This is a genomic window from Humiphilus diazotrophicus, from assembly GCF_059726315.1.
Map to the genome: position 1 here is coordinate 122,842 of NZ_AP040870.1, position 26,343 is coordinate 149,184.

General features: G+C 50.3%; 15 protein-coding genes. 7 read left to right on the forward strand and 8 right to left on the reverse strand.

Annotated features, from left to right (window positions below):
• The first annotated feature begins 526 nt into the window (after window positions 1–526).
• On the forward strand, window positions 527–3,763 hold the full coding sequence (locus AC6I7T_RS02390; RefSeq protein ID WP_497791687.1) for a choice-of-anchor D domain-containing protein: 3,237 nt from the start codon (window positions 527–529) through the stop codon (window positions 3,761–3,763).
• 127 nt (window positions 3,764–3,890) lie between these two features.
• Here the strand turns inward: AC6I7T_RS02390 and AC6I7T_RS02395 are convergent, their stop codons facing one another.
• The 3 genes from AC6I7T_RS02395 to AC6I7T_RS02405 form a co-directional block, all read right to left on the reverse strand.
• Window positions 3,891–4,166 carry a PGPGW domain-containing protein gene (locus AC6I7T_RS02395; RefSeq protein ID WP_497791689.1) on the reverse strand — a complete coding sequence of 92 codons (276 nt, stop codon included), beginning with the start codon at window positions 4,164–4,166 and terminating at the stop codon, window positions 3,891–3,893.
• A 543-nt stretch (window positions 4,167–4,709) separates the two neighbouring features.
• Window positions 4,710–5,357, reverse strand: a complete 648-nt coding sequence (locus tag AC6I7T_RS02400; protein ID WP_497791690.1) for a protein-L-isoaspartate(D-aspartate) O-methyltransferase — start codon at window positions 5,355–5,357, stop codon at window positions 4,710–4,712.
• A 112-nt stretch (window positions 5,358–5,469) separates the two neighbouring features.
• Window positions 5,470–6,798, reverse strand: coding sequence for an erythromycin esterase family protein (locus AC6I7T_RS02405; protein ID WP_497791691.1), 1,329 nt, complete (start codon window positions 6,796–6,798; stop codon window positions 5,470–5,472).
• A 445-nt stretch (window positions 6,799–7,243) separates the two neighbouring features.
• Here AC6I7T_RS02405 and AC6I7T_RS02410 point away from each other — a divergent pair, with 445 nt between their 5' ends.
• On the forward strand, window positions 7,244–8,836 hold the full coding sequence (locus AC6I7T_RS02410; RefSeq protein WP_497791692.1) for a lipase maturation factor family protein: 1,593 nt from the start codon (window positions 7,244–7,246) through the stop codon (window positions 8,834–8,836).
• Window positions 8,837–8,892: 56 nt separating this feature from the next.
• On the forward strand, window positions 8,893–10,341 hold the full coding sequence (locus AC6I7T_RS02415; protein ID WP_497791693.1) for a phytoene desaturase family protein: 1,449 nt from the start codon (window positions 8,893–8,895) through the stop codon (window positions 10,339–10,341).
• 62 nt (window positions 10,342–10,403) lie between these two features.
• On the opposite strand, the gene tdh is transcribed toward AC6I7T_RS02415, so the two are convergent.
• Window positions 10,404–11,441, reverse strand: coding sequence for an L-threonine 3-dehydrogenase (gene tdh / locus AC6I7T_RS02420; RefSeq protein WP_497791694.1), 1,038 nt, complete (start codon window positions 11,439–11,441; stop codon window positions 10,404–10,406).
• Window positions 11,442–11,730: 289 nt separating this feature from the next.
• Between tdh and AC6I7T_RS02425 the strand changes: the two genes are divergently transcribed.
• Window positions 11,731–14,166, forward strand: coding sequence for a carbohydrate binding family 9 domain-containing protein (locus AC6I7T_RS02425; protein ID WP_497791695.1), 2,436 nt, complete (start codon window positions 11,731–11,733; stop codon window positions 14,164–14,166).
• A 96-nt stretch (window positions 14,167–14,262) separates the two neighbouring features.
• Here the strand turns inward: AC6I7T_RS02425 and AC6I7T_RS02430 are convergent, their stop codons facing one another.
• A complete protein-coding gene (locus tag AC6I7T_RS02430) occupies window positions 14,263–16,629 on the reverse strand; it encodes a GH92 family glycosyl hydrolase (protein WP_497791696.1) in 2,367 nt (788 codons plus the stop codon).
• Window positions 16,630–16,825: 196 nt separating this feature from the next.
• On the opposite strand from AC6I7T_RS02430, the gene AC6I7T_RS02435 reads away from it, so the two are divergent.
• Window positions 16,826–18,145 (forward strand): amidase, encoded by a 1,320-nt coding sequence (locus AC6I7T_RS02435; RefSeq protein ID WP_497791697.1) that lies wholly within the window; start codon window positions 16,826–16,828, stop codon window positions 18,143–18,145.
• Window positions 18,146–18,196: 51 nt separating this feature from the next.
• Here AC6I7T_RS02435 and AC6I7T_RS02440 read toward each other — a convergent pair whose 3' ends face one another.
• Window positions 18,197–18,679 carry a nucleoside deaminase gene (locus tag AC6I7T_RS02440; protein WP_497791698.1) on the reverse strand — a complete coding sequence of 161 codons (483 nt, stop codon included), beginning with the start codon at window positions 18,677–18,679 and terminating at the stop codon, window positions 18,197–18,199.
• Window positions 18,680–18,895: 216 nt separating this feature from the next.
• Here AC6I7T_RS02440 and AC6I7T_RS02445 point away from each other — a divergent pair, with 216 nt between their 5' ends.
• Entirely contained in the window at window positions 18,896–20,479 is a 1,584-nt protein-coding gene (locus AC6I7T_RS02445) for a sensor histidine kinase (RefSeq protein WP_497791699.1), read from the forward strand.
• Between the two features lie 55 nt (window positions 20,480–20,534).
• On the opposite strand, the gene AC6I7T_RS02450 is transcribed toward AC6I7T_RS02445, so the two are convergent.
• The gene (locus AC6I7T_RS02450) at window positions 20,535–20,987 is read right to left on the reverse strand and encodes a CBS domain-containing protein (RefSeq protein ID WP_497791700.1); all 453 of its coding nucleotides are present in this window, start codon (window positions 20,985–20,987) and stop codon (window positions 20,535–20,537) included.
• 560 nt (window positions 20,988–21,547) lie between these two features.
• On the opposite strand from AC6I7T_RS02450, the gene AC6I7T_RS02455 reads away from it, so the two are divergent.
• Entirely contained in the window at window positions 21,548–24,943 is a 3,396-nt protein-coding gene (locus AC6I7T_RS02455) for a TonB-dependent receptor (RefSeq protein WP_497791701.1), read from the forward strand.
• A gap of 61 nt (window positions 24,944–25,004) precedes the next feature.
• On the opposite strand, the gene AC6I7T_RS02460 is transcribed toward AC6I7T_RS02455, so the two are convergent.
• On the reverse strand, window positions 25,005–26,228 hold the full coding sequence (locus AC6I7T_RS02460) for a DUF2264 domain-containing protein (RefSeq protein WP_497791702.1): 1,224 nt from the start codon (window positions 26,226–26,228) through the stop codon (window positions 25,005–25,007).
• Window positions 26,229–26,343: the final 115 nt, after the last annotated feature.

Below are 26,343 nucleotides of genomic sequence, written 5' to 3' on the forward strand. Positions count from 1 at the left end.
ATTAGAATCGGAGCGATAAATCCTGAAGAGGTCATAAAGAGGCCGATAGCATATCCCACAATATGTCGTTTGCGGGGTGGTGCCGCCAGTCTGGAAAGAGCTGTCTGCTGTCTGCCAAAAGTTTGTCGTGAACGCCATTGATAGACTCTCTACGTTTTCACTAAGGGACTTTGATCTGTATATATCGCGCCGTCGTTATCTTCCTCAATGTTGGTGAGGTTATAAAGTCACAATAGATACGCCTTTATATATCTTGTCTGGAGGGAGGTGTGTCATGCAAAAGAATATCCAAAGTGAGCATTTTTTTGCGTTTGTCAATCTTCAATGAATTCCAGCCTCACCCCCGATCCTTCCTTGCTCTTCTTCCCTTAGAGTGTTACAAAGACACACGAAAAATATCGTCCCTATCTCCAGTTGAATGAATGACAAGCTCCGGAGATAGACTCATCCACCACCATTCTGAAGTGTGCTGCGGCAGTTCTGCGCGGCATGTATTCCTGAAACTTTTCTACGGAGGTTATACGCGGTGAAGCTGCTCATGCCATTCTTCCGTCGTGCCTTCCAAGGCATCTTTGTTCTGGTCTTTCTCATTAGTCTTCCAGCCGTTGCCCAATCGGGTCTGGTGGTATCGCAGATATATGGAGGCGGAGGCAATTCCGGCGCGCCATACAAGTACGATTATCTGGAGCTTTATAATCCGACGGGCGCAGACATCAGTCTTGCGGGATATTCCGTTCAATATGCTTCCGCCAGCGGCACAAGTTGGAATGCGGTTGCGCTACCCTCGGTAATAGTCCCTTCTGGACGATACTTCCTGATTCAGGGCGCTGCAGGCTCTAACACCTCTGCCGCCGATCTGCCGGTCACTCCTGACTTTGTGATGACCACCTCGCTGAATCAGAGTTCGATTCCGAACTTCTCAGCGAGTACCGGCAAAATTGCTCTGGTTAGCAATACGACAGCTCTGACCGGGGCTTGTCCTACAGGAAGCCCCATCGCCGACTTTGTTGGATACGGAACAGCAAATTGCTATGAGGGTTCCGGCGATGCTCCCGCTCCCAGCAATACTACGGCCTCCATTCGCAAAGATCCCACCGTCGATACCAACAACAATAGTGTTGACTTCACAACCGGGACACCAAATCCACATAATTCGTTGCCAGCAGGAGCAATCAGCGCAACAGCTTCAGCCACTCCTGCGACGATCACACAGGGCGATAGCACCTTACTCACTGTCACCGTCACTCCGGGTAGCAATCCTGCCAGCAGTGGAATCCAGGTTTCAGCAGATCTTACAAGCATCGGAAGCGTCTCCGGCCAGCTTTTCTATGACGATGGCACACACGGCGATGTAACTGCCGGTGACAGCATCTTTTCTTTCAGCAGTACGGTTGGGAATACGGTTAGCGGTGCTTTTTCTCTTCCAGTATCTGTTTCGGATGGGCAGGGACGCACTGCGACGGCAAACATCGCACTGACTGTCAACATCCCGATTTCCTTTGTGCCTATTCATACGATTCAGGCTGCCGTACCTTCGGCTTACGTTGGGCAACAAATTAAGACCAGCGGTATCGTTACGGGTGTCGGTTCAGCTGGCTTCTTCCTCCAGTTGCGTGATGCCGATGCCGATTCTGATCCGGCTACTCCGGAAGGCATCTATGTCTATACGGGATCGGGAAAAGTTCCGGCCACAGCCGTCATTGGCAATGAGCTGGAAGTCACGGGAAAGATCAGCGAATATCCCACGGCCAGCCATACTCCGGCGACTGAGATAGGTTCTCCGCTAACCATCAATCTCCTCTCAACGGGAAATGCTCTACCAACGCCTGTAAAGATTACCGCGTCCATGTTGACTCCCACTGGAGGGCTTTACCAACTCACTCCTTACGAATCGATGCGTGTCATGGTGGACTCGCTGACTTCTATTTCTGGATCCGACGGAAATCTGACTGAAGCCTCCGAAACACAGAAGTCGAACGGTCAGTTCTTTGCCGTAATCACGGGAACGGCACGCCCCTTCCGCGAGCCGGGAATCGACGTGCGCGATACTCTTCCAAGTAATGCTCCAGCCAATGTTGCCCGGTTTGACGATAATCCTGAAAGATTGCTGGTAGATTCCACTTTCCTTGGTGGCAATGCCATCGATTTGACAACAAATACGCTCCTGAAGAACGCAACAGGCATTCTCGACTTAACTTACAGTTCGGATACCTACTACGATCCTGCACGCTTGATTCTCGACAAAGCCTACAACAGCACCGGCAACCTGAGCGGCGGGACAGTTGCGCAGCCGGTTTCCGCTCCTGCCTCAAGTGAGTTCACGGTCGCGGCTTTCAATGTTGAGCGGTTCTTCAACTCCAACTCCAATGACGATCTCTACTACGATCCAGTCTCGAAGAGCACAAAGAAAAGCAGTGCGGTCGATATCACGCCGGACGCCTATGCCCGGCGCTTGTCTAAGGTATCGCTCGCGATTCGTAATGTTCTGGGAATGCCGGATATCGTAAGCCTTGAGGAGATCGAAAATAAGTCTGTGGCGACCGATATCGCAGCTCAGATCAGCTCCGATGCTCAGGCTTCGGGACAACCAGACCCGCAGTATGTAGCCTATGCTGCCGATACTACCGACGATATTGGAGGGATCTCGGTTGGCTTCCTGGTGAAGTCGGGCCGGGTGAGTGTCAATAGTGTCGATCAACTCGGAAAAGACGAAGTCATGACCAACCCTGTATCGGGGAACACTTCGGCACTAAATGATCGCCCTCCGCTTGTTCTTCATGCCGGAATCAAACGTGCCGGAGCGACTGACTATCCTGTAACGGTGATCTCCAACCACCTTCGTTCACTTTCCGGAGAGAACGATGCAACCAGCGGTCCCTTCGTTCGTCTGAAGAAGGAGCTGCAAGCTGAATATCTGGCAAAGCTGATCCAGAGTTACCAGAGCAGCGGCGAGCATGTGATCTCAGTAGGAGACTATAACGTCTTTGAGTTTTCGGATGGCTATACCGATGTGATGGGAACAGTTACAGGCAACACTCTTCCTTCCGATCAGGTTGTGCAACCGGGAGCCGCCGGTTTGGTCAGTCCAACTTTGACCGACCTGGTGACTCTGCTGCCGAAGGAACAGCGCTGGTCATATGTAGAATTCGGGAATGCACAGGTGCTTGACCATGTTGTCGTTACATCGGATCTGGTCAGCAACGGAGCCCATGTGAGCTATGCTCATGTAAACGCCGATTTCCCCGTGATCTATTACAACGACGGCACAAGGCCAGAACGTGTTTCGGATCATGATCCGGCGGTTGGCTATTTCCTGATTCCTACGCCCAAGACATCAGCTACCCTGTCTCCTTCGCGAGTAGATTTTGGGTACACGACACTTCATACCAACTCGAATGGACAGATTCTCACGCTCTCGAATACCGGAGAAGTGAATCTTGCTATCAATCGTCTGTCAACGGTAGGCGACTATGCACAGACTAACAACTGCGGCCAGACGCTTGTCGTAGGTGGGACGTGCAATATCAACGTTGTCTTTCATCCCACCCGCTTGGGCAAACGCACTGGTTCTGTGGATGCCAAGCTAAGTGGCAAAAGCAATCTGAAGCTTTCTACAACCCTAAGCGGAACGGGAATACCGGATGGTCTCAGCCGGATTTGTGATGACAAGCAGTTTGGCTGGATCTGCTCCATCTTTGACAACCTGAACCTGAACTGGAATTTGGGATTCTACACAATGCCGAATTTCTTCGATCAATACTAGACAAGCAATGATGGCGAGGGGAGATAGGCACTCCTCCCTCCGTCAATTGCCTCGTGAATATAAAAAGTCCCACAGGTGTCGACCTATGCTAGTCAACACCTGTGGGACTTTCCAATTTGGTGCCAACCTATTCCCACTCCGCAGTCTCGATGTCTGTCTTTGCGGGAGCATCTGGTCCTGTGGTCTTTGTCCGTTTCTCCGTGACTTTATGAATGCGCTGCTTCAACCAGTGCAAGATCTTGGCAGCCCACGGGTTGTGCACTGCCAGCAATCCCAATCCGACCAGGAGCAATGGAATTCCGGGAATAATTGGAAGAATGCAGCCTGCAATTCCAGCAACGATGCATGTATATCCGGCTATATTGCGAAGTAGTCTTTTCGTATCAAGCTTACCGGTTTGCATAGTGATTAGATGTCGCTTGACAGTTTTCGATAGCAGCTCTTCAGCAAGCCAGATTCCTACCCAGTACCATTATGAGATCTTGGAAGACAAGTGTTTTCACATCCCACTTCTTCTTGAGGGATGTAAATACACGAAATCTCAAGCGCAAAATTCAGTTTGTGTTGTGAGGGTCTGGTTAACAGACTGGTGTGTGCTATCTCTCTGAGTCGGAGTCCCAAGTAGTAACCAAAGGAACAAGAAGAGGCTGAGGAGAAGGATACTAATCCAAATCAGAAGGCGTCCGGAAATGCTTTGAATCGTGTGCGCCATGGCAGAATTCCTCGACGGACGATCAGCAACTGATGTTGTTCCTTATAAAGCTCAGCAGTTCGATCCCGCTGACATCACCCTTTGGCGAGAAGCGAGTGATCAGCCTCGGAACTCGTGCCCGCTTCTTCAGCCATAGGGTTTCTCTTCGTGAGTAGGCTCACTCAGCTAGAAATTGGGATGGAGCTATTGCATCAGCGAGTTGTTTTGAGCTGCAATTTTTGTGAGCTGAAGTACCTACAGTTCATGAATGAGAGAGACAAAACTCACCGGCCCAAAATCTTTCGCCTCGTAACGATCCTGGCTAGAACGAATTACCCGGAGAAGCTTTTGCGCTCTGGCACCACCGACTGGAATAATTAGTCTACCTCCTGCTTTAAGCTGGCCAAGAAGAGCTGGAGGAATTCGATCCGAGGCTGCGGCAACAAGAATTGCGTCAAAAGGTGCCTCTTCCGGCCAGCCCTGAGCTCCATCACCCAAACATGTAAAAACGTTCATGTATCCAAGTTTCTGAAGCTTCTTCCGGCTTTGCTCGAATAGCGATTGTTGACGCTCAATAGTGAAGACTTTTTCTGCAATCCTGGCCGTGACGGCTGCGGCGTATCCTGAGCCGGTGCCAACGTCGAGCACTCGCGCTGTCGGTTGCAGGTTTGCGAGTTCAAGCATGAAGGCAACAATGAAGGGTTGTGAGATTGTTTGTCCTAAACCAATGGGAAGGGGAGTGTCCGCATACGCGCTTTCTTTCAGCTCGGAAGCAATAAACTCTTCTCGTGGAACATCTTCAAGCGCTTTAAGAATACGCTCATCCCGAATGTTCCTTCTCTTGATTTCGGCAATCATTTCGCCGCGTAGCTGTGGGAGATCGATGACCAGTCCAGAAGCCATGACGGAACTCCGGTTTTGCTCGATGGCCATCATACTCTTTCGGATGCGCACCTGACGTTGTGCGCCGTCCAACCTGTATCCCGATTAGGTACCCCCGAGTGGGTAGTGCCACCTATACGGCATGCGGATAGGTTTGCGGCATATCTCCCGCTTCCCAGTTTTGGCTTTTTTCCAGCGGCACCAGAGCTCGAGTGCGATCAAAATGAATGATGTAGTCGAATTGTTCAGCCAGACGGCACATGAAATAATGACTTACGCGTTCCGCTTCTGGTCGGTAAACGACTCCGATTGCCCGCTCCAATCGCGGCCGGGATAATGCCATCTTTACAGCGGGATCCTCTTTGAGACAAAGTAAGAAGTCCTGAATGCCTGTTTCGTGGAAGACTGCTTCGTAGCTGTGAGGTAGCGCTCGATTTACGACTTTCCGCTCAGCAGGCGCTCCCCAGTCTGAAGCAGCAGTTACCTCTCCGGAGTAGGTGGTAAAGCCGATCAGGCAGGAACTATCTCCATAGCGCTGCCGGACAAGTTGTCCGAGATTCACCTCTCCTCGTTTGGTCATTTCCGTGGCACGTGCATCTCCCAAATGTGAGTTATGTGCCCAGACTATGATCTTTGCATCAGCTCCCAGATGATTGAGAATCTCTTCGAGGGTCTCCGCCATGTGCTGATCACGAAGATTCCACGATTCCGTGCTGCCTGAGAACATTGAGCGGTAATACTCCTCAGCATTCTTGATCAATCTGGCATTCTGCTCGGCGGAGAAAAAGTCTGCACACGACGCTTGGCCATCATGGCCCGACAAGGCGGTGGAGTGCTGAAGCCTATCTACCAATTGATCGACCACAGCGTTTTGACAAACCTCTGTCATGCTAAAGCTGGCTGCATAATCGTCGGCTTGAGTATCTTCACCGAATTGATCGAAACATCCATAGCGATATCGTGCCCGCCGTGCCGCTTCAGGATCGGCTCTATCCAGATAATTAAGGACTGCTTGAATTGATGCATGGAGACTGTATAGATCGAGACCATAGAAACCAATCGGATGAGCAAGTTTAGGACTGTGCTTGTGCATCCATTCGAGAAAGGCAAGGATGTCCATATTCCGCCACATCCAGCCAGGGAAGTGTCGAAAATCGCCCAGTGCATCGAGTGCCGAACGGTCCGGACCTGTCCCGGAGATAAACCGGTTGATGCGATAGGCATCTGGCCAATCGGCTTCAACTGCAATAGCTGAAAACCCGTAGTCCTTAATTAAGCGCTTGGTAAGCCAGGCCCTCTCTCGATAAAACTCGTGTGTTCCATGGGTCGCCTCTCCCAACAGGACAATGCGAGCTTTTGCCGCTTCACGTAATAGAGAGGCGTATTCCTCTTCACGTGAGTAAAGGGGCTGTGCCGCTCGCGCAACAACTGAAACTGTCGGGATGTCGACCATGGGGTCCATCGAAATGCCTCCTTCCCTTGGCACGGCAAAAAGAAGCCATCTTGAATAGGATTCGGAATCTATTCTCTCTGTTAACCATGCAGCAAGAACTTTTACTCCATAAGTGGCTTGAACAAAAGTGTTATCAACAGCAAAGAAAACCGTCTTTCCCGGTCCCTCGAAAGAGGTTTGCATTACTGTTGTTATCTAATTGAAATTGCAAAAGTTGCACACCACGACTCTAGAAGCCAGGGGAAAGCATTCTGGAAACCTTTTTGATGAAATGAATGAAAACAGAATTACGTAATTACCCTCTGATCATTGGCTGCTTGCACTGCGAGCACTAGAACACGTCCGGCAAACGGATGTGAAACATCGTATTTCTCTGTACCAAGCCAGAGGGAAACACGATTTGAGCCACCTCTTCGCAGACAAAGGCCGAACACTGTGCAGCCTCTAAGCAATCATGCAAGGGAAAATAGAACGGAGATTGATATGGCTCTTTGGCCATGATCCGGGGCTTCCCGGGCACCTGGTAGCCCGATGGATCTTTTTGCGTGCTCTTGGTGCTATTTATTTCTCGGCCTTCTTTGCCTTGGCCTTTCAGATCAGAGGTCTCATTGGCCCGCAGGGAATTCTTGCGGTAGATCATTATTTACAGGCAATTGCACATGCTTTGGGCTGGCTGCGTTTCTGGTACGTTCCCAGCTTGTTGTGGCTTTCTTCCGGTTCTGTGATGCTGATGGCGCTCTGTTGGATCGGCATGCTCGCGTCACTGCTCCTAATAGCGAATTTATGGCCACGTCTTTCGCTCTTCCTGTGCCTTCTTTGCTTCCTGTCGTTTGTCTCAGCTGCACAGGATTTTTCTGCTTATCAATCCGATGGCATGTTGCTTGAAGCTGGCTTCCTCTCCCTTTTCTTTGCGCCCAAGGGAGTCTTTCCCGGATTAGGGGAAGAGGATGCACCATCGCGGGCTCCGTTCTTCCTGCTCTCCTGGGAGTGGTTTCGCATCTACTTCGAATCCGGACTGGTGAAACTGGCCAGCGGCGATCCGGAATGGCGCAATCTTTCCGCGATGTACGACTATTACCAGAACGCCCCTCTTCCGACATGGGTTGGCTGGTATATGCAGCACCTGCCGTATTGGTTTCACCTAACGACTGCTTTTGCAACGCTAATTATGGAGTTGGCCATTGTATGGATGTTCCTTTTACCTAGACGATGGAGAATCATTTGTTTCTTTATCGTTACTCCGTGGGAGATCGGAGTTATTCTGACCGCCAATTATGCCTTCCTGAATTACCTGGTCCTGGCTTTGGGTGTTCTGCTCCTTGACGATCGTTTCCTCTTCCGATTTCTGCCTGCGGCGATTGCGAATAATTGTGGTTTTGTCGACGCGAAAGCAAACGACAGTATTGAACCATCGGAACGGATTGCCTCCTTTATATGGTTACGCCTTGGCCTTTCCGGAATAATGCTGAGCTGGATCGCTTACGTCACGTGCGTAGAGATGCTTGGAATCCTGCATCCTGCTCCGATTCTTCCAACAGGTCCGGTCGCAGTATTGGAGCCCTTTCGAATTGCAAATCAGTATGGCCTCTTTGCAGTAATGACCAGAGGACGTTACGAAATAGAGTTTCAGGGCTCCAACGATGGACAAACCTGGATTGCTTATCGCTTTCGATATAAACCACAGGATCCGTCCTTACCGCCACGTATTTATGCCCCGTATCAGCCGAGGTTCGATTGGAATTTATGGTTTGCTTCTCTGGAGTCATGGGACGCGAATGGAATCGTTCCGAACACAGAAATTCAACTATTAAGAGGGAGCCCGGATGTTCTGGCATTATTTGCATCCAACCCCTTCTCCTCGCATCCTCCGGTATATGTGCGAGCAGTTCTTTGGCAGTATTGGTTTACAAGTCTTGAGGAGAAGAGAACCGAGGGTACATGGTGGAAACGAAAGCTGCTGGGTGTTTATGCTCCAACGCTAAAGCTCGATCCCGAGGGTGGCCCACGAATAGAGGCTTGGCCGGATCCCTTGCCGAGTCATCGGTAAGTTCGTCACTGATATAAAAAGGGCGGTTTTCCAGTACGTCTGGAAGAGGAGCTTTGGTGCAGAAAGATTTTGAGGTCGCAGGTCGAGTGCCCGGTTCGTTAAAGGCTGCTGTGATTGGTGCTGGTCCTAATGGACTCTCAGCTGCTATCGCACTGGCTCAAGCCGGGTGCAGTGTCGAGGTATTCGAGGCACAGGCACAGGCTGGCGGCGCTGTTCGCACCTTGGAGCTTACCCTGCCAGGGTTTTGTCACGACTTTGGGGCTGCGGTCTTTCCGATGACAGCGGGTTCTCCCTTCTTCCGTACCTTACCGCTCGAACGCTTCGGTCTTAACTGGATTCATTCTCCCGCAGCTCTGGCCCATCCTTTTGATGATGGAACTGCTATAACACTGGAGCGTGATTTCCGAGAGATGGAATCGGTGTTGGGGAAAGACGGAAGCCGTTGGCGTCGCCTCTTCGAACCTCTTTCGAGTAAGTGGGAGTCTTTATCTCTAGAGATCTTGAAGCCGGTCCTTCATTTACCGAAGCATCCTCTCCTGTTAGCCAGCTTTGGTTGGAGAGCCATGTTGCCGGCATCTCTGCTTGCTAAATTGGAATTTCGAGATATACGGACACAAGCATTATTTGCCGGGTTAGCAGCTCACTCCTTCCTTGACCTGAACAATGTGATGAGCGGCGCCTTTGCTCTTGTGCTTGGTGCCGCAGCGCATGCGGTCGGCTGGCCGATTGCGCAAAAAGGATCGCAGTCGATTACAAATGCTCTTTGTGGCTATCTGGAGACCTTAGGCGGAAGGGTGATTACCTCGAATCCGATAGAAACTCTCGACAGCTTGCAGGGATATGATCTGACTCTTTGCGATGTTACGCCCCGGCAGTTGCTGGGGATTGCCGGACGGCATTTCTCTGAAGGGTATAGAAGGGAACTGAAGAACTACCGCTATGGCCCTGGTGTCTTCAAGGTAGACTATGCTCTTTCAGAGCCGATTCCATGGAAAGCCAAAGAGTGTTTTCGAGCCGCCACCGTCCATCTTGGTGGATCACTGGAGGAGTTCGTTTCCTCAGAATTTGCGATGAGCCATGGAAAGCACGCGGAAAAGCCGGTTGTCCTATTGGCACAACCGACTTTATTCGACACCAGCCGTGCTCCGAAGGACAAGCATACTGCCTGGGCCTACTGCCACACCCCCAACGGTTCCGAATTCGATATGCTGCCTCGATTGGAATCGCAGATCGAACGTTTTGCTCCTGGGTTCCGTGATTGCATTCTGGCGCGACGGGTTTTCTTTCCTGCAGCACTGGAGATCATGGACGCCAACCTGGTGGGAGGCGATATTGGCGGCGGATCCGTGAGCATGAAGCAGTTTCTACTGCGTCCGACTATGAAGTATTACCGCACCTCGGCGGACAATATCTATATTTGCTCCTCGTCGACACCTCCCGGAGGTGGCGTACATGGGATGTGCGGTTATCACGCTGCTCAGTTAGCACTGAAATCAACTGGCTGACAATAGAGCCGCTAAGAGAAGTACCTTATTGTCAGCCAGTGTTTGCCGCAAAGATCTTGCCGTTACGCCCCTGCTTTACTCCAATCGAGGATTACCTTCCCGGTCTGGCCGGAGTTCATTGCAGCGAAGCCGTTTTCAAAATCCTCATAACCGAAGCGATGTGTAATGACCGGCGTGATATCGACACCCATCTCTACAAGCATGGCCATCTTGTACCAAGTCTCGTACATTTCGCGGCCATAGATGCCTTTAATCGTAAGCATATTAAAGATCACCTGAGACCAGTCCGTCGGAGACTCTTTTGCGGGGATGCCCAGGATAGCGATCTTGCCGCCATGACTCATATTGCGAATCATTTCCCGAAGAGCGGCCGGATTGCCGGACATCTCCAGTCCCACGTCAAAACCTTCCTGCATACCCAGCTCTTTCTGGACCGTTTCTAATGGCATCTCGACGGGATTGACGGCTAGTGTTGCTCCCATTTTTCGTGCCAGTTCCAGGCGGAAGGGATTCATGTCCGTAATCACAATATGACGTGCACCGGCGTGCTTTACTACCGGAATCGTCATAATTCCTATTGGTCCTGCTCCCGTAATCAGAACATCCTCTCCAAGTACGGGGAAGGACAGGGCAGTATGCACAGCATTGCCAAATGGATCGAAGATTGCGGCTACTTCATGTGGCATGTGGGGACTATGCCGCCAGATATTGCTCATGGGGAGAGCCACAAATTCCGCGAAGGCTCCGGGGCGATTTACGCCTACTCCCTGAGTATGTGCGCAAAGGTGACGCCTTCCGGCAAGGCAGTTTCTGCAACGTCCGCAGACTACATGACCTTCTCCGCTAACGAGGTCGCCAGGATGAAAATCATTTACGTTTGAGCCGACCTCAACAATTTCTCCGACAAATTCGTGTCCGATAACCATGGGAACGGGGATGGTCCTCTTTGCCCAGTCGTCCCAGTTATATATATGCATGTCTGTACCGCAAATACCGGTACAGAGCACACGGATAAGCACATCATTGATTCCAATGCTGGGGACGGGAACATCTTCCAGCCATAAGCCTCGTTCGCTCCGGCTCTTCACAAGTGCTTTCATTCAAACTCCAGTCTCAGGCGACCTCGATTTGGGGGCAGGTCGTAACCAAGAGGGGGGATCGAGTTAGTACAGCTTTACTCTACTGCATTCGATGGTCCTCAAGATGGGGGCTCCTATACTGCTTTGAGGACAAAACGGCGGGCTCAAGTATGCTCTGTAATCTGGAAACAAAGTGTCCCCGATAGGGACAGAATTTTTGATTTCGTTGTCATTCTGCCGATACCATAAGGGTACCGTTCAGGCCAATGCGCCAGCTCCGCCCAGCCGAACCGAAAGGGAAGTTTATCTGATGACCGGATTCCATGGCTTACAAAATCTGGCTTTCAGTCGGTGGAGAAGACCCGCGCTCTTCTTCCTTCCTCTTTTTCTGCTCTTGCCTGTGGCGGGGATGGCAGGTTCACCTTCGAAAGCTGCCGAAACAGCGAATCTTTCCGACGGCACTTCAAGAGTGACAAGCCGTGAAGGTGTTTCCGTGGTCCTTCCTTCTTCTACTGGAAGAGCTCCTCGGGTTTTCGTTCCGTTGCTTCCTGAGCCTCCAGCGCTCAAGGATTTTCTGGTTGAGTCGCCGCGGTCGGAGGTGGCTCGAAGGATGTTGCGGATCGATAACTTTGTCGAGCACTATCCTGAAGACGGCGACCCGGTCAGCGAGCCAACCGTCGCGTATCTGGGCTATACCCATGAACATCTCTATGTGGCGTTCCTCTGCAAGGACAGCGATACCTCGGGCATTCGTGCTCATCTGCTCAAACGCGATTCCTTGAGTGACGATGATTATGTCCAGATCATGTTGGACACCTTCCATGACAATCGCCGGGCCTTTATCTTTAAAGCGAATCCTTTCGGTGTCCAGGCAGATGCTCTCTATACCGAGCAGACAGGTTCCGATTACTCCTTCGACACGGTTTGGGACACCTGGGGAGCTAAGCTGCCCGACGGATATGTGGTCTTGATGCGTGTTCCGTTCGCGAGTTTACGTTTTGCTAATGTTCCTTCCGGAACGGCCAGGGTTTGGGGCATTCAGCTGCAGAGGGGAATTACCCGTAAGAACGAGTCTGCTTTCTGGCCGGAATTGAAATACGATGTTGCCGGACAGCTGACACAGGCAGCTGAGGCCGAGGGCTTTGAAGCCATCGAGAGAGGCAAGAATTGGCAGTTTCAGCCCTACGGCATTGCCCACAGCTATCGGGAACTGAATAGGGTCGACGACGTTAATCCCTTCTTTAGTGAAAAGCACCTGCAAGGATATTCGGGCCTCGACAGTAAATCTGTTCTGCATAACAGCCTGGTACTGGACATGACTTTCAACCCCGATTTCAGCCAGATTGGGGTTAATAACCCAGCACCTCCCAATCAACGCTTCCAGTACTACTATCCGGAGTTGCGGCCCTTCTTTATTGAAAATGCCAGTTACTTTAGCACTCCGCTGAGCCTGTATTACACGCCAAATATCGTAAGGCCGCAGTTCGGCCAACGGCTGACCGGCAAATTTGGAGGTCTGGCTCTTGGCATATTGAGTGTCGACGACCGGAATCCCGGACTTGATGTTCCCAAGCGCGATCCGCAGTATGGTTCACGGGCACATTTCTATGTTGCCCGAGCCAATCGCGACATTGGTACACAGTCGAATCTGGGCGTCATCTTCGCCGATCGTGAATACCGGAACTCCTATAGCAGAAATGGCGGTTTGGACTATCGAACCCGCTTACATGATCGATGGACACTTTCCGGTCAGGCGCTTACCGCTGCTTCCTTAAATACTGATAACGAATGGCAGAGCGGGCAGGCTTATCTCCATTCCGTCAGCTATTCCGACCGGCATCGCAGCTTCTGGTTCAATTATCAGGACACGGCGGCAGGATATTTGACGGAGACAGGTTTTTTCACGCGTCCCGATATTCGTGAACCGAATGGAGCCTTCAGCTATACCTTTCGTCCGGAACGAGGACCGCTGCTTTCGCATGGTTTCCATATCTATTCGGAGCGGATTTGGGATCATTCCGGACTGCCACTCGACTTCTATTTCGATCCAACTTATAACCTGAACTTTAAGCATCGCACCAATCTGTCCGTGTGGGCGGAATCAGGTCAGGAACGACTTCGTCCCAATGACTACTCGGAGTTGGCAGGGAATGTCGAGTATCACAATCATGCTGCTGGCGCTGACTTCTATACCTCACCGATTCCGGCATTGGCAATTGGACTAAATTCTTATGCTGGCGAGGAGATTAACTATAACCCGAAGTCAGGAGATGCTCCTTCGCCGGTAGGCGTTCAATCGGGACACGTCAATCTCGAAATCAAGCCGGTTCAGCAACTCGACTTACTTAGCACCTATCAATTCGACCGTTTCACTGACCCGCAAACAGGCCGAGTCGCCTACGACAATCATCAAGTTGTGGCTCGCTGGAATTTTCAGATGAACAAAATGTGGTCGCTGAATTTCATCGGCCAGTATCTTGCTACGCTGCCAAATGCGGAGTTCACAAGCCTGGAGCCGAACAAAGATATCTATAGCAACATCCTGCTAACTTATCTTCCGCATCCCGGAACTGCGTTTTACATCGGCTATACCAGCGATTATCTAAATCTGGATCCGAAGCTTTGTACCCGGCAGGAAGATGGATTCTGCGACGAGAAGCAGCCAATTCTTCCACGCACGCGGAATTCGCTGCTGAACGATCAGCGAAGCCTCTATGTGAAATTTAATTACTTATTCCGCTTCTAGATCTTTGCCAGGAATGCGACTTGGAATCACATCCCTGGCAATCACAGATGCACATTCTTCCGGCCTTGCATTGGCCGGAAGAATGGAAATATGTAGTTATTTCCCCGATGATATGGAATAAGGCCTTGCACTGTTTTCCCGGCCCCAGTCCTTGTTGGGTTTATTGCTCATCGTAAAGCGTAGCTCTCCACCTTCCATAATCTCTTCATGCCGAAGATAGGTACGTGTGAGAGGTTTTCCATTGAGAGTCACGCGGGAGACATACAGGTTCTTGTCATTGAGATTTTCTGCAATCACCCGGAAGAGCTTGCCGTTGGGCAGCTTCATCGTTGCATGCTCGACAAATGGACGGCCAAGAACATACTCGTTTGAAGCCGGAGTTACAGGATAAAAGCCCAGGGAAGTGAAGAGAAGCCATGCAGACATCTGCCCAAGGTCGTCATTGCCAACGAGGCCGTCCGGAGCATTCTTATATTGGCTGTCTACAATCTGCTTCAGCCGTTCCTGGCTGCGCCAGGGTTGACCGGCATAAGTGTAGAGATAAGCGAGGTGGTGACTGGGCTCATTGCCGTGAATGTACTGCCCGATGAGTCCTGCAATATCCTCGACATCGGCGTATTGTTTGGGATCGACTTTGGCGTTGAACATCGCATCCAGTTTCATGACAAGGTTGTCATCGCCACCCAAAAAATGACTCAAACCGGCTTCGTCTTGGGGCTCGTACCAGGAGTACTGCCAGGCATTACCTTCTGTGAAGCCGCTTCCTGCTCCGGCGCGAGCTGGATCAAAGGGCTCTCGATAGGAACCATCGGCGTTTCTGGGTCGTACAAAGCCGATCTTGGGATCAAAGACATTCCGCCAGTTCTGCGCACGTTTCTCGAAGCGCTCGGCTATCACAGTTCTTCCCATCTGGCGGGCCATGCGAGCAATGGTCCAATCGTCGTAGGCATATTCAACTGTTTTTGAGACTCCCTCGGCGTCTTTATCTGCAGGAACGAAGCCTAGCTTCATATAGTCTTCAAGGTGTCCGTACGGGCCATAAGTAGCACTGGCCACCATCGCATTGAGTGCCTGATCTGCATCGAAACCACGAATACCTTTCATATAGGCATCTGCGATTTCCGGTACGGCATGATAGCCGATCATGCACCAGGTCTCGATACCCTGGAATTGCCAGATGGGAAGAATTCCAAAGGGACTCTCTTTTTGAGATTCAAGGAGAGAGCGGACTACATCAACCGTTCTGCTCTCCGGTTGAATCAGCGTCATCAGAGGCTGCTCGGCACGATACGTATCCCAGAGGGAAAAGGTCGAGACAAACTGGAACCCGTTTGCACGATGCACCTGATTATCAGGGCCACGATAGCTTCCATCGACATCCATTGAGATGCTGGGAGCCATCAGCGTGTGATAAAGCGAGGTGTAGAACTGCACTTTCTGTGCAGGCAAAGCTTGAATATCGATGGCCGCAAGAGCCTGCTCCCAAGACTTGCGTGCTTCATTCCTAACCTTGTCGAAATCGAAGCCGGGAACTTCGGCCTGAAGATTTGCGATGGCATGGTCCTCACTTGTAGGAGAAAGTGCCAGCGTCACAACCAGAGGTTCGGAAAGTTGGCCAAAGTCAAAGACCGCGACAAGCCCGCGTCCCTCGATCGACTGCGTATCTTCCGGACTGGTTCCAGGAGTACGAAATCCCTTGTATTCAATGGGAAGGGCTTCACGATCATAAAGCTTATGCCCCGTTACGGGCCTGGAGAAGCGCATCGCAAAATAGAGTTGACGGCCGGGAGCCCATCCGCGGGTTTCTCTCATCCCTGTGATGGTTCCATCTTCGCGGACTCGAATCCTGGACCACAGGACCTTACCCGGATAGTTATAGATCGCAGAGCGAAGATCCATCAGAAGATGAGAGTTCTGATCGGTCGGAAAGGTGTACCGATGAACACCCACACGCGCTGTAGATGTCAATTCGGCACGAACTCTATAGTCTTCGAGTGTTACAGCATAATAACCGGGATGAGCTTCTTCCGTACTGTGCCGGAATTGAGAGCGATATCCCGAACCGGGCTTATCTATCTCTCCAGGTTCCAGCCGTACTTCTCCCGAAATCGGTTGAAGGAGAAAATCTCCCAGATCAGAGTGTCCGGCTCCTGAGAAATGCGTGTGAGAGAAGCCGAGAATTGTCGTGTCTTCATAGCGATAACCCGCAGACCACTTATAGCTTTGCTTGAAATGCCGGATCTGGGTATCAGGGCTGAGCTGGACCATGCCGAAAGGGACTGTTGCCCCGGGAAAGGTATGTCCATCTTCCCCTGTGCCAATGAAGGGATTTACGCTATCGAAGGCGGTAGGGGAGTTTGCCTGCGCAACAGAGGTTTTACAAAATGCTCCGAATAAAGTGGTTACGGTAAAAGCTCCCGCAAGTAAAGAACGTAATATCAGGCGGCTACAGCCAATCCTCATGAACCTCTCCCAATGGTATTCGTAATACAGCATTCACTTTATCTGATCTGGTGCCAGGAGGCGGGCAGGTATTGCATGTGTGGTCACGAATTTAGCCGAATTCAGATTTGTTGTGACGATTTCCGACACAATAAAAGAACGATTGAAACCCGAGGATCGTTCAACCATTTTCCGAAAAACACCGTAGAATTCTTGCATGACTCCGACGGAACTATCGCTGTTACAGGATGCCTTGGTTCTCGGGCAGATCTCCCCTCTGGAGGTCGCCACTGGCATTCTCAAGCGGGCAAATAGCAACGCCGGAAAAAATGTCTACTTGTGGCAGGACAGAGAAGACATATGTCTGAAGGCCGGGTTATTACCCTCCTATTACCCGGATATTACCGAACGTCCACCACTCTACGGCATTCCTGTCTCCATAAAGGATTGTTTCGATGTAGCCGGGACACCAACCACCTGCGGGACGCGCTTTTACGAAAGTAAGAACGGAATCGGCCAAAATGACTCCTGGGTCGCCCGAAAGCTGCGACAAGCCGGTGCTGTAATCATTGGAAAGACCCACCTACATCCGTTGGCCTATGGCATCACCGGGGAGAATCCGGAGTTTGGCGACTGCGTCCAACCTCGCAACTCCAGCTGGCTTACTGGGGGGTCATCTTCCGGAGCAGCAGCCAGTGTCCAGGAAGGGTCCGCCTTGGCGGCCATCGGAACGGATACAGGCGGATCCATACGAGTTCCTGCAGCGCTCTGCGGTCTCGCTGGATATCGTTCTTCTTTGGGGACGGGATCGTGGCAAGGAGCTGCACATTTAGCTCATTCCTTTGACACCATTGGTTGGCTATATCGGGATCTGGAGGACGGTCCACTGCTTGCCAGTGCCTTGTTTGATCTTCCTGTGTCAGAGCAGGTGCTTTCCGTTCCTCGGATCGGTGTCGTTTCTCAATCATTCTTGTCGGACTGTGAAGATTCCGTTCTCGCCAACATGGCTGATTTTCAGGATGAGTTACGGAGGTCCGGAGCCCAATTAACAGAGATCGATGTTTCGTGGTGGACCGATCTGATTGAGATCTTCGCCGGTATTCAGGCTCATGAAGCTGCCCAAATCCATGCCGGTAATTTCGATGCTTTTGAGAGCTCGATCCGTGACCGTCTGATGTGGGGATCTTCGCTTTCGATGGAAGCGGTCGACGCTCTTCGTGAGAAGCATGTGGCATTTCGCGCTCGCATGGATAATCTGCTTGCCGAATATGATTTTGTTCTTATGCCCGCAACTCCGGTATGCATACTGGCTGCTGGTGCCGACCATAGTAAAACTCGCCAGCGTCTTTTGCGCTATACCGTTCCGGCAAGCTTGTCGGGGCAGCCCGTTGTGACCGTACCAATGCCGGAAGGTGGCATGCAGCTTATTTCAGCCCGTAATCGGGATCAGGATCTGTTGGCATTTACAGGATTACTTGGTGAACGGCGGAAGAATAAGCAGCAGGGAAGCACGCAGGTAAAACTGAAAACCGCTTGAGTTCCAGAGTCGTTACAGCTCTTGTGAATCCCGGCATATTTCTTCTTGCTGTTATTCCTCACCAATATCTTCGTTCCAAACTTCAGGATATCTTCGGATATATTCAGATAGCATTGAAGCGCATTCCTGTGAATCCAAGTCTATTATCTTTACGCCCGCCTGCCGGAGCCAGTCGATTCCTCCCTGAAAATTACGGCTCTCTCCTACTACGACTGTACCGATACGAAATTGCCGGATTAGTCCGCTACAGTACCAGCAGGGAGCAAGCGTTGTGACCATAATTAAACTGCGATAAGAGCGTTGACGGCCTGCACGACGGAAGGCATCGGTCTCTCCATGGATGGAGGGATCGTTTTCTTGAATGCGACGGTTATGACCTGAGCTTAACAGCTGGCCATCTTGACGGAAAATTGCAGCGCCAATGGGAATACCTCCTTCGGCAAGACCTTTACGTGCTTCTTCAATGGCGGTCTTGAGGAGGTCGAAATAAAAAGTATGCTCTTCTATGCTTGTCATTGTCGTTCGCGTCATCATAATAGAAGTGTTCTGAATAGCAAATTCTATTTGTTTCGCGCTGAGCAGGATGGTTATATAGAGAGAAATTAGGTAGGTTTCATTTCGGAACTTAAGAACAGAGATTAAAGTTTTACCCGCAAGATGAAATGAAGTTAGCTGCAGGCTGGCTAAATTGCTTTACCTGCAGGATTGTAGAGAAACAGCCGATTTGATGCGGCCGAGTGGGGTAAATCTTTGGAACTGCTCATATTGCTATCTTTCCCGGATTTCATGCCTCATGGTTACTGCTATCAGTGGAACCCGTCTGTCTTGTGGCTCCATGTTATCTCCGATAGCTTGATTACACTCGCTTACTACTGTATTCCAATTCTCCTGATATATATCGTTCGGAAACGACGGGATCTCCCCTTCCATTGGCCGTTTGTGATGTTTGGAGCCTTCATTCTTGGATGCGGCACTACACACTTAATGGAAGTGTGGACAGTCTGGCATCCGGATTATGTTACTTCTGGAGTGATCAAGGGAATTACCGCCATTTTGTCGGTGTCCACAGCCATTGCTCTGGTTCCTCTAGTGCCGAAAATCCTTGCTGTTCCGACTCCCACTAAACTCCAGGAAATGAATACAGCACTGGAGAACGAGATTAAGGATCGGAAATATGCCGAAACGAAATTTCGTGGACTCCTGGAATCGGCTCCGGATTCAGTTGTAGTTGTAGACCAGACAGGGAAGATCGTTCTGGCAAACGCACAAACGGAGAGGGTTTTTGGATATAGAAAAGACGAATTGGTCGGTCAGGGCGTCGACTTCCTCATCCCGGATCGTTATAGAAGCAGCCATGGTGGACATATGGCACGTTTCTTCAACCATCCTCAGGCCCGGCCAATGGGTGCAGGATTGGAACTCTATGGTCTTCGCAAGAATGGGGAGGAATTTCCTGTAGAGATTAGCTTGAGCCCACTCAATACGGAAGAGGGGATTCTGGTATCAAGTGCGATCCGCGACATAACAGAGCGCAAAAAGGCTCAAGACGAAATTCGAAAGCTGAATCAAGAAATGGTGCTTCGTAATATCGAACTCATCTCCGCGAACAAAGAGCTTGAGACCTTTAGCTACTCCGTTTCTCATGATCTGCGTTCGCCTCTGCGGTCGATCAATGGCTTTTGCGTCGCATTGCAGGAAGATTACACCGACAATCTCGACGAAACTGGAAAGTCGTATTTGAAGCGTATTCGAGATGCTTCGGAAAGAATGGATCGGCTTATCGACGATCTGCTGACTCTTGCCAGAACAGCAAGAGCTCAGATAATTCGGGAACAGGTAGACCTGAGTGCTTTGGCCGAAGAGATTCTCTCCCAATTGAAAGCTGCAGAGCCGGGGCGCAAGACGACCTGGACGATTACTCCCAATCTGGTAGTCGAGGGCGACAGGACACTCTTACGTTCAGCTCTCGATAATCTGTTGGGTAATGCCTGGAAGTTCACCTCGAAGAGGGCCGATGGACACATCGAATTCGGAGCGCGGCAAGACAGCGCCGGACAGATCTTCTTTGTTCGAGATAACGGAGCGGGATTCGATATGCAATATGCTAATAAGCTCTTTGAGATCTTTCAACGACTACATGACCGAAAAGAGTTTCCAGGAACCGGAGTTGGACTGGCAATCGTTCAACGGATCATTCAAAGGCATGCTGGACGCATCTGGGCTGATGGTGTCCCAGGAGGTGGTGCAACATTCTATTTCGTTCTTAATCAGCCGAAATCCAATCCAACCGATGGCGAAGATCAGACCTCGCAACAGAGTGAGTACATCTCTTAGGAAGGACAGCTCACTCGCATCTATGAAAGAATATTGCCTTCACCATCTTGAGCACTTAAGATGCTATCCCGGAAATGTATGCTTCCAGGTGACGAATCGTTTCTCTCTGCTCTGAAATCACCCAATTGACAAGATCTCCTATCGAGATCATTCCAACGATCTTATTCCCATCTAGAACCGGAAGATGACGAATGCGGTTTTCCGAGATGATCTGCATGCAGTCTGCGATTGTGTAGTCGGGCGAAACAAAGATCGCAGGGGTACTCATGATCTCTTGGACGGCTGTTTCTTTCGATGAGCGTCCCTGGAGGATGACCTTGCGTGCATAGTCCCGTTCAGAGAGGATACCGACAAGCCTTCCGTGCTCGTCCAGGACAACAAGTGCGCCCACCTGTCTTTCGGCCATGATCTCTAACGCCTCAAAGACACAGGCTGTAGGTGCCGTTGACCATACGGGACCTGTTTTCTTGTTGAGGATACAACTGATTTGGGAAGTGAATTCTGACATTTTGACCTCGGGCATCGAATATTACTGCGCTGAAAACAGCAGCGTCAATGAATAATCTAGGTCGGCAAAACTTGGGGGGCTGATAAACCGACGGTGATTTCCAATTCCGATGTAACTGGTTCCGTTGGAGTTGTCTTCTGGTTCCAGATTTTCCGCCGAAAATTCCAATGCGGGAGAAACCTCGTCACAAGGTATTCGTTCCCCGCGTGATGAGATTGTTTCATCATCGAACTGATGTTTTAAGAGTTGTGAAAATTGCTTGACAGTGCTTCCTCAGGCTCATTACTATCCCCCGACGATCAACTCAAAATTTTGATCTGAGCAGAAGCGAATGATCGATTAACAACATGTTTTCGGCAAAGCCGGAAACTTTTGGAGAGCCAATGACAATGCATAGTTCCGGTCAAACAAAATAGTGCCACTCAGCATGCTCCCATCACATGTCCTTTCGCGATGAGAATAGGATTCCGATCATTTTGTTCGAAGTTCCTATTAACCATGCAATACAAGGTTTTTGAGCTTCCTGGTTCACAAGCATGTAGATCTTGGAGGATGTTTGAATGTTTCGATACGGGGATAGATTTCAGAATAACGTTGCTGGGTGGATCTTTACGTCACTCCTATTATTCACCCTTGCTCTGACGGTGCCACAGGCCCAGGCGCAAACAAGTTTTGGGCAAATATCGGGAACCATTACGGATCAATCCGGTGCATCGATTGCCGGTGCCACCATTACGATTACCGAAAGCAATACTAAAGTCACTCGCACCTTTATTTCCGATTCCAACGGCAACTATATCGCTACCAATCTACCTATAGGGGTTTATTCGATTTCTGTTGCACAAAAGGATTTCCGTACTTCACAGCAGGAGAATGTGAGTATATCCGCCGATTCGAAGGTTACTTCAAATTTCGTTCTTCAACTCGGTCAGGCGACAGAAGTTGTGAGAGTAGAAAGCGGCGCTATTGAAACCCTCAATACGACTTCGGGAGAAGTTGCTCGCGTTATCGATACAAAACAGGTCAACAATCTCGCTCTTAATGGACGGAACTATACACAACTGCTGACCTTGGTACCTGGAGCGGTCGTTACAAATCCCGACATCTTCTCTGTAACAACCTCACTTGCATCGAACAATCAAACCATCAATGGCAATCGTAGCGATACGAATAACCTCACGGTAGATGGCGCCTACAATCAAGTCGCAGGCTCCAATGGTTCCTTGATGAATAACGTAGGACCCGACTTTATTGCCGAGGTCAAGGTCGACACCTCCAATGCCTCTGCTGAATATGGACGTACCTCCGGACCTACCTTCAATATCGTTACCAAAAGCGGTACCAATCAGTTTCATGGCGGCGCCTTTGAGTTCATGCGCAACAATTACCTTGACGCAACGAACTACATTGCCAAAAAGAAAACACAGCTGATCTATAACGATTTCGGCTTCTTTGTCGGCGGTCCCGTCCTACATGACAGATTGTTCTTCTTCCTGGGCGAAGAGTGGCGTCGGCTTCGCCAGCAGGCGCTGGCTACTCAATTTACCGTGCCGACAACGGCCATGCTGAATGGTGATTTCTCCGCACTGCTGAGCGGTTCCAAGCCTGTACAGCTCTATTATCCAGGTACCTCGACGCCCATTCCTAACAACAACATTGCGCCGCTCATAACCGCCGACGGACGCGCTATTGCAAATGTCTATAAGACTGTTACTGCAGGTGGACTTAGTTTCAGAGACGGAGGTGTACCCAGTAACAATCTCACTCTGGCGCCATCAAATCCCCTTAATTTCCATCAAGATCTGATTCGATTTGATTATGTTATCAACTCTGCTCATTCACTTTTTGGGCGTTGGATTCATGATCAAAACAGGCTCATCGATCCTTATGGAACTTTTTCAAATACTGGGGTCTTGAACACCACGCCGACGACTCGCAATCGTCCTGGTCAAAGCTACCTGGTTTCGGAAACTTGGATCATTCGTTCAAACCTGATTAACCAGACCACAGCCAATGCCAGTTGGGCAGCTCAGCGCATTCCTCCTTATGGCAATAACTGGAAGCGTGAAACCTATGGATTCCAATATACAAAGCTTTACCCAACCGCGGGCAGGTATCCAAATGGAATCCCCATCGTCAACGTAACAGGTTATGCGCCATTTCAGGGACCGAACTTCTCGCTCCTATCTCCATCAACGGATATTCAAGTAGCGGACAATATTACCTGGATCAAGGGAAACCATAACTTCAAATTCGGTGGAGCTTACATTCGTGATCGTGTAGATCAGAATGCCCGTTCCAACTACACCGGGACTGCAGCATTTAACGCAACTCCAACATCCAGCATCTGCGGCACTACAACCAGCAATACAACATGCTATGCGTTAGCTGACGCTTTCCTGGGGAATTTCCAGACGTATCAGGAAGCCAGTGCCGATCCGGTTGGGCACTTCCGCTTTAATCAGATAGAAGCCTTTGCGCAGGACAGCTGGAAAGCGCTAAGGAAGCTGAGTTTGGAATACGGTGCGCGTTGGCAGTGGATCTCACCCTTCTATACCCAAGGCAACAACATTTCTAATTTCAACCCTTCGGTCTATAACCCTGCAAATGCGGTTACCGTTCTTCCGAATGGAAAGATAAATCCATCTTCAGGAAATCCCTACAACGGCTTGGTGCGGGCTGGTAGCGGCGTGCCTTCCGATCAGCTTATTCGAGTCCCAAACATCAATACCGCTCTCTTTCCACTCATTCCCGCCGGTGCTCCTCGTGGCTTGTACAAGATGGATGGTGCCTTCGGACCCCGCTTTGGTTTTGCCTTTGCACCAAACGCAAATACAGCTATTCGTGGTGGAGTTGGCCTCTTCTTCTATAGGCCTCAAGGTAATTTGATTTTCAGCCAGCTGAGCATTCCACCATTTTTGCAGAACATCCAATTCGATACCGGGAATCTAGCTACTCTCGCAACAAGCAGCGCAAGCAGCGCCGGTCTGCAAGCAAACATCAGCGGCATCGATCCCACAAGTCGGAATCCTTATACCTGGCAATATAGTCTTGGCGTGCAACACCAGTTGCCAAAGTCTGTGTTGATTGAGGTTAATTATGTTGGTAACGTAGCACATCGCCAACCGCGGCAACCGAATGTGAACTTCCCGGATCTTGCTCCTGTTGTCGCAAATGCAAATCAGAAAAATCCGCCGATCTCTTCCGTGAATTACTTTAACCCCTACAAGGGATTCACCAATATCAATCAGAATCGTTTTGACTCCAATTACAATTACAACGCATTCCAGGTATTTGCCGCCAAGCGGGCAGGGTTGCTAACTTTCACACTGGCCTATACTTTTTCGAAAGCGCTTGGCGACTCCAATGGGAACAATACAAGCCAAGAAAATTGGAAGAATCTGCAATACAACTATGGGCGTCTTTCGAATGATCGCACTCATGCCTTTATTGCCACTTTTGTCGCTCAAGGACCGGTGTTTCATGGTCAGAACATTATCGTTCGTCAGGTCGCCGGAGGGTGGCAGCTTAGTGGTGTAGCGCGTCTCCAGAGCGGTGCTTACTACAACATACAGGCCACTTCTAGTTTAGGTCTGGGCAATGTACGTCCAGATCGTGTTTCCAATGTGCCTCTATATACAAGTGGACACGCTGGCCATAATGGCTATGTGAACAAAGGCGCTTTTCTTGCAACTCCAAAAACTGAAGCACGCTTTGGAAACGCTGGATATGCGCCGGTAGAAGGCCCTGGGTTGGCGCAAACGGACGTGACACTTTCTAAGTTCATTTCGCTCAGAGAACCACTTCGATTGAAGTTTCAAGGTGACTTTTTCAACGTCTTTAACCGTACAAACTTTTCAGGTCTAAATCTGAATGTCAGCAATTCTAACTTTGGTACTGTCTCCGGGGCTTACCCACCGAGGCAGGTTCAACTAGGCCTGAAAGTACTCTTTTAGTACTTGTTGATAACGGCGTATCCGAGACTGACAGCTTCGGATACGCCTATCTTTGAAATGTTCAGAGAGCGTGATCGGCAGGCAAATCTTCGCCAGCCCAAATCTTACGTGAAGTCCAATTTTGCGCAGGCTCTGCCCAAAAGGGATCGGAAGGTAACAGACCGAGAGGCAGGAAGACGGCTGCACAAAGATAAAGGCTTCCTGTTGAGATATAAACCTCGCCGAGGTGTGGCTGGTGGCCTCGAAATCCTATTTGCAACCAGCCATTTTTATCGTAGGTTCCATCCACTTCCAGAAGCTGTTGAATAACGTGTGTTAACGCGGAACGTATTTGCCCCGGTGATACGCCTTCGGGCAATTCCTTTCTCAGCGCCATTGCTGAAAGCAGATGAAAGACTCCAGTACGGTAGGTAATCGATCTCCCGATTACGGGAAATGTTCCTTCCGGAGAGATCATTCGTTCCTGTATCGCGGCATAACGCTTTGCATGACTTACGGCATCGGGAAGAAATCGTTCCCAGTCCTTGGTATACCTGTTCATCGTCGCGAGAACGTCCAGCATCATCGGCTGAATCACGAAGCTGTTGTAGTAATCCCAGTGAAATTGTGGACCATCACCGTAGGTCCCGTCTCCTAGATACCACTCAAAGTGCTTTCGGATTGCGTAGTCAATCCGCGTACCGTCCCACCGGCTCCCCATCATTGCAAGACCAGCCTCTATAGAGGCGCTAAAAAGCAGCCAGTTGTTATACGGAGGAGTGATCTTGCGGGAAGATTCCAGTGCTTGGACAAGATTTCGCTTCGTAGCTGCATCCAGCTTCTCCCATAAGGATTTCGGAGCTCGCATGAGAGCGAGAGCAAGAAAGCCGCAATCCACTAAGGGCTGTTTGCCCTGATCGAAATTGAGAAAATCGGGAGAGGAGGGATTACTCGCAGAGCGTAATGCTTCGCGTGCAAGCTCTGCATAGCGTAGCTGCAATTCTCGTTCCGCCCCCGCTTCCAGATCGGCATCCAGCCATGGTGCTATACCGCAAAGGAGGCGGGCAAATGCCTCAAGATAAGTGAATTGTCGACGATCCTGTTCCGTCCCCGGTTGGCATTCGACAGGCATTGTTTTTTTTAGCGTGCCAGCAGCCAGATGCGAAAGGACCGGTTCGGCGACCTTCTTCATCTGCTGCAGCCAATAGGTCCTGCCACTGTCGTTGATTGGCGAGGCCGTTGCCGGTACTGCCCTAGCCAAAGCCATTCCCGCTGAGAGTTGAAAGAAATCCCGTCTGTTCATCATTGCGAAAGTGAATTCTATAACAGACGGAATAAAAAGAGCTTGACGGGGCAACAGTCAAAAGAGAAGGGGAACGTGATCCCAGCACATGCCACAAAGGCAGATGCTGGGATCGAAC